This window comes from Flavobacterium sp. Root935 (assembly GCF_001429295.1).
Taxonomy (GTDB): domain Bacteria; phylum Bacteroidota; class Bacteroidia; order Flavobacteriales; family Flavobacteriaceae; genus Flavobacterium.
This window is the reverse complement of the sequence record NZ_LMJL01000004.1, coordinates 48,377-58,534: the sequence shown is the minus strand read 5'-3', so window position 1 is coordinate 58,534 and position 10,158 is coordinate 48,377. Positions and strand designations below refer to the sequence as shown.

The window sequence follows — 10,158 nt, the reverse complement described above, 5'->3', positions numbered from 1 at the left end:
TTGTTGCGGGTGCAAAAGTACCACCTTTATTTACATCTGCAAGACTTTTTTTTATATTTTTTCAATCTTTTTTCTAAGTGGTTGGTTTCACGTTTTTTACATAGCAAAGTTTTTTTCGCCGTTTTGCCTTTATTGCGGATTTTGGCTGTTTTGCTTCGCTTTGCCTGATTCTGCCGAAAAAGCACTAAGGCCCGAAGTGTAGTTTTTTCTATGTTTTTTTAATCCCGCAGGGGCGCTAAGTTTCTATTTTTTACTTCGTTTTTTTTGAAATGGTCTTTTCTTGCCGATTTTTTCTTCTGAAAACTGATGGCCCCAGCCCCGATAGTCCCGAGGATTCGGGAGGAAATCCTTTTTGGGGCGGGGTTCGCCTAAAAAAGATTGAAGCGGACAGCGGGAATAGCTCCTGATTAAAAACAAATTCTAATTTTTAAATTCCAAATTCCAAATCATAGCATTGGGCTTCGACTCCGCTCAGCCTGACACTTGGCACTTAAATTAAATTATAGTTCTCCTTATATATGTATAAAAAAACAAACCCGGCAGGTTTTAAAAACCTGTCGGGTTGCAGAACCTACTTATATATAGGAGTTATTTTTTATTTAGCTCTTTTGCACTTTGTTGCCATTTAACAGAAAGGTCGTCGTAGTTTACGGGATTAGCTGGTTTTTGATTTACTAATCTTCCTGACTCAAACGCTCGAACTAAAATTGTTTCTATCAAATAATCTTCGTTTACATCGTATGGTTTGTATTCTGTTTTTAAACTTATATCGAATAAGTTTGCGGTCGTATTAGACACAAAAGCTTTAAACCCGCTTTTTAAGGTTTTGATTAGATCATAAGTTGTGATTCCTGTTTGACGATGAATTAATTTTACAAGAATCTGCCCTTGCTTTCTCGAAAGCTTTTTAAGTCTTTCTTCAAATTCGTTATTTAAATAATCTTCTACTATTTTAAAATATTTCTTTTTTTCACGATTTGTTTTTAAACGTGCCATTCCGTTATTCAAAGCTGTTAATCTATCCGAAGCTAATTTAGCATATGGATAAACCTTATATACTCTGTTCTGAAGAATTTGAAATTGTTTTAATTCCTCAGGGTTCATCTTCTCTCCTTTTGAAATAATTATTTCAGGTAATTGGATGGTATCGTTTAAAATAGAATCCTGTTCTGTTAGTATATACCCCATTTGTTCGTTCTCTTTTGGAGTAACTTGGGCACTGGATGAAAAGGAAACTAATAGTATAAACAAAATAAAACTGGTAAATCTCATTGAATCATAATTTAAATGTAAAATTATATATTTATATACAACTCTAATACCAAATTTATATTTTAGCGGAAAAATATTTTTATGAGTACAAAATCTATCTTAAAAGATACTTCTATAGCTTTCTTAGAAAGCTACCTAAATAATGCTTCTCCTACTGGTTACGAAAGCGAAGGACAAAAGCTTTGGATGAATTATTTGAAACCTTATGTTGACACTTTTATCACTGATACTTACGGAACGGCTGTTGGAGTAATTAACCCTGATGCTCCTTATAAGGTTGTTATTGAAGGTCATGCTGATGAAATTTCATGGTACGTCAATTATATTACTGAAGATGGATTATTGTATGTTGTTAGAAATGGAGGTTCAGATCATCAGATTGCACCTTCTAAGCGCGTTCATATCCATACTAAAAAAGGTATTGTAAATGGCGTTTTCGGCTGGCCGGCGATTCATACTAGATTACGTGATAAGGAAGAAGTTCCTAAAACAAGTAATATTTTTATTGATTTAGGATGCGAAAATAAAGAGCAAGTTGAAGCTCTTGGTGTCCATGTTGGATGTGTGATCACTTATCCAGATGAATTTATGGTTTTAAATGAAAATAAATTTGTCTGCCGCGCTATCGATAATAGAATGGGTGGTTTTATGATTGCCGAAGTGGCTCGATTACTTCATCAGAATAATAAAAAACTACCATTTGGTGTATATATTGTCAATTCTGTTCAAGAGGAAATTGGTCTTCGCGGAGCTGAAATGATTGCACATAGGATAAAACCAAATGTTGCTATTGTGACTGATGTATGTCACGATACATCAACTCCGATGATTGATAAGAAAGTGGAAGGTGATTTGAAAATGGGAAAAGGTCCAGTTATCGCCTACTCTCCTGCTGTACAGAATAATTTACGCGATTTGATTGTTGATACTGCAGAAGAAAATAAAATTCCATTTCAGCGTCATGCTACATCAAGATCTACAGGGACAGATACTGATGCTTTTGCTTATAGTAATGGTGGAGTTCCGTCAGCATTGATTTCACTTCCATTGCGTTATATGCATACGACTGTAGAAATGGTTCATAGAGATGATGTTGAAAATGTAATTCAATTGATTTATGAATCGCTTTTGAAAATTGAAAATAACGAGACTTTTTCATATTTTAAATAAGATATAAATGTAAATCCGGTTGAATTTGATTTAACCGGGTTTACAAATAATAAATTCACATGAAAATATTACTACTCGAAGACGACTTTACATTATCAAAGGAAATCTCAGCATTCTTTACTTCTAAGACGTTCGAGTGTATTCCTTATTATGATGGTTCTCTATTGCTGAAAAAATATTTACCATATGAATATGATCTAATCATTCTTGATATTAATGTACCTGGCACAAACGGAATCGATGTCTGCAAAGGTATTCGAGAAGTCGACAAAAAGACACCTATTATTATGCTGACTGCTTTTAGCGAAATTGAAGATAAACTATCTTCTTTTGATAATGGCGCAGATGATTATTTAGTAAAACCTTTTCACTTTGATGAATTGTATGCTAGAGTTCAGTCTCTTTTAAGACGAAAAGATGTTCCGCAACAGGTACAAGACAGAATAGTGATAAAAGATCTTGAGATTTTTGAAGACGACATGAAGGTTTTTAGATCTGGTGAGGAAATTAAACTTACTCCAAAAGAGTTTAAACTTATTCTTATTCTCGCACATGCAAAAGGAAAGGTTCTTTCAAAGCAATTTATTGCAGAAAAGCTTTGGGATTATCATATTGAAACCAATCAAAATACTATTGAAGTTTATATTAATTTTTTGAGAAAGAAAATAGACAAAGATCATGATACAAAACTTATTCGAACCAAAGTTGGTTACGGATATTATCTAAGCGATCAAGAATGACATTAAAAAATCGAATATCACTTTTAGTTAGTTTACTGTTTACCATCCTTTTTGGATTGGCTTCTACAGTGATATTCATTTTATATTCGAATTATAGGAAAGAAGAATTTCGCGAACGACTTGAAAACAAAGCATTATCTAATATAAAATTATTAGTAAACGTAAAACAGGTTGACAATCAGCTTCTTAAAATAATAGATCAAAATTCTATTAATAAATTATATGATGAAAAAACATTAGTTTTCGATTCTAATTATAAATTGATTTACAGCAGTATTGATGATGCTAAAATTAATTGGTCTGTTGACGATTTAAAGTATTTAAAAAAGAATAAAACTTTTTTTAAACAACAGGGTGATTATGAAGTTTATGGTGTCTTTTATGATACTAATGATAAGGATTTTTATGCTTTAATTTCTGCAACAGATGATTACGGAAATAGAAAACTGCTTTTTCTTCGATATACTTTGGTCATTTCATACATTTTTTTCACTACTATCTGCTGGCTCTTGACTTCTTTCATGGTTAGGAAAGCTATGAATCCGCTTAATGCTTTTCATCAAAAAATAAAAAACATAAACGAAAATAATCTCGATACCAGAATTGAATCTAAAAGCAGTAAAGATGAAATTGATCTAATTGCCGACGAATTCAATTTTATGATGGATCGAATTGAAATCTCCTACCAAAAACAAAAGGAGTTTACGGCACACGCTTCGCATGAATTGCGTACACCACTTTCTAGAATGACTTCACAAATAGAAAATGCAGTTGCAGATCCTGATATTAAACCTAAAAGTAAATCCTTCTTAAATGCAATATTAACAGATGTTAATCACTTAAGTGAATTAATTAATTCGTTATTAATTCTTTCAAAAATCGACAATCGAAATGCTGAAAGTCATGAAATTCAGCGCATAGACGAAATTTTATTTTCATCTATTGAAAAGATAAACAAAACTTTTCCAGATTTTGTGATTCTTTTTGAAATGGAGGAAAGTGATGATCTAGAAACTGCATTAGAAATTGAGGGGAACAGAAATCTTTTAGAAATAGCCATTACAAACGTTTTAAAAAACGCTTATGTTTATTCAGATAATAAGCAGGCTAAAGTTAAAATTAGTACAGAAGACGATTTGCTTGTTTTATCGATTTCTAACTCTGGCAGAACTTTGACAGAGTTAGAACAAAAAAATCTTTTCCAGCCTTTTATGCGCGGAGAAAATGCGAAAGGAATAACAGGTTTTGGACTTGGACTTCGTATTGTAAATAGAATCCTTACTCTTCATAATTCACACATAACATACAGTATTCCAGTTAATAACATAAATTTATTTTGTATTATTTTTCGTAAATAATTTATTTTAAGCTATTTTTAAGGTGGATTTTAAGGTGTCTTAAAGTCAGCCGATAGCATATTTGTATAAAATAAATTTGATACGAATGAAAAAACTATATGCATTCTTACTATTTGTATTGCTCAATCAAATAGTAATGGCTCAAAAAACAGTCACACTTCAAGACTGCGAAAGCCAATTCTTAAAAAAGAATCTTTTTTTACTGGCATCTCAATACAACATCGATGCCTCAAAAGCATTAACCATTCAGGCCCGTATTTGGGATAACCCCACACTTTCTGCAGAATTGAATGCTTATAATCCAGAACGCGATAAGTATTTTGACATTGGTAAAGATGGCCAGAAAGTTTTTGCGGTAGAACAGTTAATTTATCTTGGCGGAAAAAAAAGAAATGAAGTAAGATTAGCGCAAGCAAATGAAAAGCTTGCAGAACTTCAATTCAACGATCTACTCCGCACCTTAAAATTACAGCTTCGCAAAAGTTTTTTCACCGTGTATTACAACACAAAGAATCTTGAAAATACTGATAAGCAAATTGTACATATTGAAAACTTAATTAATTCGTACTCAGTTCAGGCTCAAAAGGGAAATATTCCATTAAAAGATGTTGTGCGTTTACAATCGCTCTATCTTAATTTTAAGAATGAACGAATGGAAGTCGTTAATGACAATATAGAAGAACAGGCAAACTTAAAACTGCTGCTCAATGAAACTGAAAATGTGATTCCAGTTGTAAGCAAAGATGATTCTGATAAATATTTGAAAACAATTCCGTTTGATCTAAAAGGTTTCGAAGACCAAGCAATTGCCAATCGACCAGATTATTTAGCAAAACAAAAAGAAATTGATGCTAACGAATTGAATGTCAAATGGCAAAAATCGCTTTCTGTTCCGGATATTACATTGGGTGCAAATTACGATCAGCGAAGTGGAGCCTTTAATAATGAAGCTAACTTAACAGTTGGAATTCCTTTACCGCTTTGGAATAAAAATAAAGGAAATATTAAATATGCTCAAACTATTCTGGAACAATCTAAAATTGAAAAACAAAACTTCGAATTGCAGCTGCAAACAGAGATTACTTCGGCTTGGACTAAATGGGATGAATCGAGACAAAATTATGCTGTTATTAAACCAACTGTAAATTCAGATTTTGAAGCTGTTTACAACGGAATGCTGACCAACTTTCAGAAAAGAAACGTAAGTCTTTTAGAATTTACCGATTTTATGGAAAGCTACAATCAAGCTATAATTCAATTAAATGAATTAAAGAAAAAAGTAGTGTTGGCGGGTGAAGAATTAAACAGTACAGTAAATAAAGATTTATTTTAAAAAATTAAAGAAATGAAACACACATTATTCATAGGAATCGCAATAGTAAGTCTATCTCTGGCAAGCTGCAAAAAAGAAGTAGAAAATCCTGAAACAAATACCTCTTTTGTTTTAAGTAACGATATGCTAAAAACTACTACAACTGCTGCTGCGGAAACTCAGCCGTTAAAAAATGAACTTAGTTTTTATGGAAAAATTACCGCTGACAACAATAAAATGATCGATGTTTATCCGTTAGTTGGAGGAAATGTAATGAAAGTAAACGTTGAACTTGGAGATTATGTAAAGAAAGGGCAAGTCCTTGCAACTATAAAAAGTACCGATGTAGCAGATTTTGAAAAGCAGTCGATAGATGCTAAAAGTGATTTGCTTGTTGCTAAAAACAACTTAAAAGTTGCCCAAGAATTATTCGATGGTAAATTAAACTCTGAAAGTGATGTGCTTCAAGCTAAATCTGAAGTAAATAAAGCGCAGTCGCAATTGAGCAAGGTTCAGGAAACCTACAAAATTTATAATATCAAGCCAGGATCAATTTACGAAGTAACAGCGCCAATCAGTGGTTTTATTATTCAAAAAAGTATTAATCAAGACATGCTTTTACGTAATGACCGCTCTGAAAACATTTTTGATATAGCAGAAATCAGTGAAGTTTGGGCAATGGCCAACATCAACGAAATTGATATTAATAAAGTAAAACTGGGAACAAGTGCCGCGGTTACTACATTGAGTTATCCAGATAAAACATTTTACGGAAAAGTTGACAAAATCTACAACGTAATTGATCCCGAAACTAAAGCGATGCAGGCAAGAATCAAATTGAAAAATACGGATTACCTGCTTAAACCGGATATGAATGCAAATATAAAATTGTCTTTTAGCGAAAATCAATCTATGATAGCCGTACCTAGTAAAGCTATTGTATTTGATAAAAGTAAAAACTTTGTTGTGGTATTTAAAGACCGTAATAATATAGAAACTAGACAAGTAGAAGTATATAGAGTTGTTGGCGATATTACTTATATCTCAAGTGGTTTAAAAGAAAACGAAAAGGTAATCACAAACAATCAGCTGTTTATTTATGGTGCTTTAAATAATTAAAACATGAACAAATTCATTAAAAATATTATTGCTTTTTCATTAAAGAATAAAGCATTTACCTTCTTTTGGGTTGGATTATTGGCTGTGGCAGGTTTTATTTCATTCAAAAATATGCCTATTGATGCTTTTCCAGACGTTACCAATACACAGATTATTATAATTACACAATGGAATGGGAAAAGTGCTGAAGAAGTAGAACGTTTTGTTACCTCTCCTATCGAAATCTCAATGAACTCAGTTCAGAAAAAAACGAGTGTTCGCAGCATTACTATGTTCGGATTATCTGTTATTAAAATCATTTTCGATGATGGAGTCGACGATACTTTTGCCCGTTTCCAAGTAAATAATTTACTTAAAAACGTTTCTCTTCCTGATGATGTAGAACCAGATGTTCAGCCGCCATACGGCCCAACTGGTGAAATTTTCAGATATATTGTAAAAAGTAACAGTAGAGACAGCAGGGAGTTATTGACTTATCAAAACTGGGTAATAGATAAACAGCTTCGCTCTCTTCCTGGTGTTGCAGATTTAAATGTTTTTGGAGGGCAGACTAAAACTTACGAAGTTGGTGTAGATCCTATTAAACTTGCCAAATATAATATTACTCCATTACAAGTTTACAATGCTGTAAATGCAGGAAATTTAAATGTTGGTGGTGACGTAATTGAAAAAAATGGACAAGCTTTTGTCGTTCGAGGTGTTGGTTTATTAAAATCTAAAGCTGATATTGGTAATATTATTGTTGATGATGCTGGTGGAAACCCAATTTTGGTTAAAAATCTAGCTGATGTTTACGAAAGTTCTATGCCAAGGGTTGGACAAACTGGTCTTGGAAATAATGACGATGCGGTTGAAGGAATCGTTGTAATGCGAAAAGGAGAAAATCCGCAGGAAACGCTTGCCTTAATAAAAGCAAAAATCAAAGATTTGAATGACAATGTTCTTCCAAAAGACATTAAAATAGAGACTTTCTACGATAGAGATAATTTAATGAATTTCACTACCGAAACGGTAATGCACAATTTATTTGAAGGTATTATCCTGGTTACCTGTGTTGTATTTCTTTTTATGGCCGACTGGCGAACTACTTTTACAGTTTCTATTGTTATTCCGCTTTCGTTATTATTTGCGTTTTTATGTCTAAAAATGATGGGAATGAGCGCCAACTTATTGAGTTTAGGTGCAGTCGATTTCGGAATTATTATTGATGGTGCCGTCGTAATGGTCGAAGGTTTGTTTGTGGTTTTAGATCATCGAGCGCATCAATTGGGAATGGAAAAATTTAATAAAATTGCAAAAGGAAGCTTAATTAAAAAAACAGGAACAGAAATGGGTAAGGCTATTTTCTTTTCTAAATTGATTATTATTACAGCTTTACTTCCAATTTTCTCATTCCAGAAAGTAGAAGGAAAAATGTTCTCTCCCCTAGCCTTTACTTTAGGTTTTGCATTATTGGGGGCACTTATTTTCACTTTAACTTTAGTTCCTGTTCTTTCTCATATTTTATTGAATAAAAATGTAAAAGAGAAACATAATCCGTTTGTGAATTTTTGGGACAGAATTGTTTCTAAAGGTTTTGCTTGGACATTTAAACATAAAGCAAAAACATTAATTGCTTCTATTGGATTATTAGCTGCAGTTTTCTTTTCTGCAGGATTTTTAGGTACGGAATTTTTGCCGCAGTTAAATGAAGGTGCATTATGGGTTACTGCTGAATTACCAATGAGTACTTCATTGCCAGAAAGTGTTAAAACAGCAGCAATAATTAGAAAAGACCTAGAAAGTTTTCCAGAAGTTAAAAATGTTTTATCGCAAACTGGGCGAAGCAATGATGGAACCGACCCAAATGGTTTTGGATTTATCCAGCTTCAAGTTGATTTAAAACCAAAAGCAGAATGGACAAGAAAAATTTCTATGGATGAGCTGATTAATGAAATGGATAATAAATTAAAAGTCCACCAAGGAATTACTTATAATTATTCCCAACCCGTAATTGATAACGTTGCAGAATCTGTAGCTGGATTTAAAGCTTCAAATGCGGTTAAAATTTATGGTGATGATTTAAATAAATTAGATCAGCTTGCCAATGAAGTCCTCGCTCAAATTAAAGATATTCCAGGTATAAAAGATGCAGGAATTTTAAGAAATGTGGGACAGCCGGAAATAAGCGTAATCTTAGATCGTGAAAAAATGGCAGCTTACGGAGTAACCTTAAGTGATGCTCAAGCGGTATTAGAATTAGCTTTTGGAGGAAAAACTGCTACTGAAAAATACGAGGATGAAAAGAAATTTGATGTTCGTGTTCGTTTTTCTAAAGAATACAGAAAAGATGAAAAAGATTTGGAAGAAATTAAAGTTCCAACCATAAGCGGCATCAAAATTCCCTTGAAGGAAATCTGCGATATTAAAACCATTACCGGTCCAGCATTTATTTATAGAGATAATACGAAACGTTTTATTGGTGTTAAATTCTCTGTTCGTGATCGTGATTTAGGAAGTACAATTGCAGAAGCACAGGCAAAGGTTAATAAATTAAAATTACCTGCAGGTTACACAACTGGATGGACTGGAGAATTTGAAAATCAGGTTCGTGCCAGTGCGCGTTTGGCTCAAGTTGTGCCTATTAGTTTAATTGGAATTTTTGTATTGCTGTTTATATTGTTCGGAAACTTTAAAGATTCTCTTCTTGTTTTAGCCAATGTTCCGTTTGCTATAATTGGTGGAATTATTGCACTGCATATTACAGGAATGAATTTCGGAATTTCTGCCGGGGTTGGTTTTATTGCCCTGTTAGGTATTTGTATTCAAAATGGAGTTATTTTGATATCTGAATTCCATCATAATTTAAAGGCCAAATTCACGCTCGAAGAATCCATCTTTATGGGAGTAAAAGCCAGAACAAGAGCGGTTGTAATGACAGCATTAATGGCTTCAATTGGATTAATGCCTGCTGCAATTTCTACAGGAATTGGATCAGAATCGCAAAAACCACTTGCAATTGTAATTATCGGAGGACTTATAACAGCCACAGTTTTAACTTTATTGGTATTTCCAATTTTATTCTGGGTATTCAACAGAAAAAAACATGTACCAATTGAATAATAATTTTAATAGTTTTAGTTTAAATCAATTTGTTGGATTTAAAAAAGGAAAGCATCATTCTTTGTAATGGTGCTTTTCTGTTTAT

7 protein-coding genes are annotated in these 10,158 nt (G+C 32.8%); 6 read left to right on the top strand and 1 reads right to left on the bottom strand.

Going from position 1 to position 10,158, the window contains the following annotated elements:
• Positions 1-588 precede the first annotated feature (588 nt).
• Positions 589-1,272 carry a DUF4294 domain-containing protein gene (locus tag ASE40_RS01485; RefSeq protein WP_057115040.1) on the bottom strand — a complete coding sequence of 228 codons (684 nt, stop codon included), beginning with the start codon at positions 1,270-1,272 and terminating at the stop codon, positions 589-591.
• A gap of 81 nt (positions 1,273-1,353) precedes the next feature.
• Between ASE40_RS01485 and ASE40_RS01480 the strand changes: the two genes are divergently transcribed.
• The 6 genes from ASE40_RS01480 to ASE40_RS01455 all read left to right on the top strand — a co-directional run bounded on the left by ASE40_RS01480 (position 1,354) and on the right by ASE40_RS01455 (position 10,073).
• Positions 1,354-2,442 carry a M42 family metallopeptidase gene (locus ASE40_RS01480; RefSeq protein ID WP_057115039.1) on the top strand — a complete coding sequence of 363 codons (1,089 nt, stop codon included), beginning with the start codon at positions 1,354-1,356 and terminating at the stop codon, positions 2,440-2,442.
• Positions 2,443-2,501: 59 nt separating this feature from the next.
• A complete protein-coding gene (locus ASE40_RS01475) occupies positions 2,502-3,182 on the top strand; it encodes a response regulator transcription factor (protein WP_057115038.1) in 681 nt (226 codons plus the stop codon).
• Positions 3,179-4,540: a sensor histidine kinase gene (locus tag ASE40_RS01470; RefSeq protein WP_057115037.1), complete on the top strand. Its 1,362-nt coding sequence runs from the start codon at positions 3,179-3,181 to the stop codon at positions 4,538-4,540. The genes ASE40_RS01475 and ASE40_RS01470 overlap by 4 nt, the downstream gene beginning before the upstream one ends.
• 85 nt (positions 4,541-4,625) lie before the next feature.
• Complete coding sequence (locus tag ASE40_RS01465; RefSeq protein WP_057115036.1) at positions 4,626-5,873, top strand: TolC family protein; 1,248 nt, start codon at positions 4,626-4,628, stop codon at positions 5,871-5,873.
• Between the two features lie 12 nt (positions 5,874-5,885).
• On the top strand, positions 5,886-6,971 hold the full coding sequence (locus ASE40_RS01460; RefSeq protein WP_057115035.1) for an efflux RND transporter periplasmic adaptor subunit: 1,086 nt from the start codon (positions 5,886-5,888) through the stop codon (positions 6,969-6,971).
• Between the two features lie 3 nt (positions 6,972-6,974).
• Entirely contained in the window at positions 6,975-10,073 is a 3,099-nt protein-coding gene (locus tag ASE40_RS01455) for an efflux RND transporter permease subunit (protein ID WP_057115034.1), read from the top strand.
• Positions 10,074-10,158 lie beyond the last annotated feature (85 nt).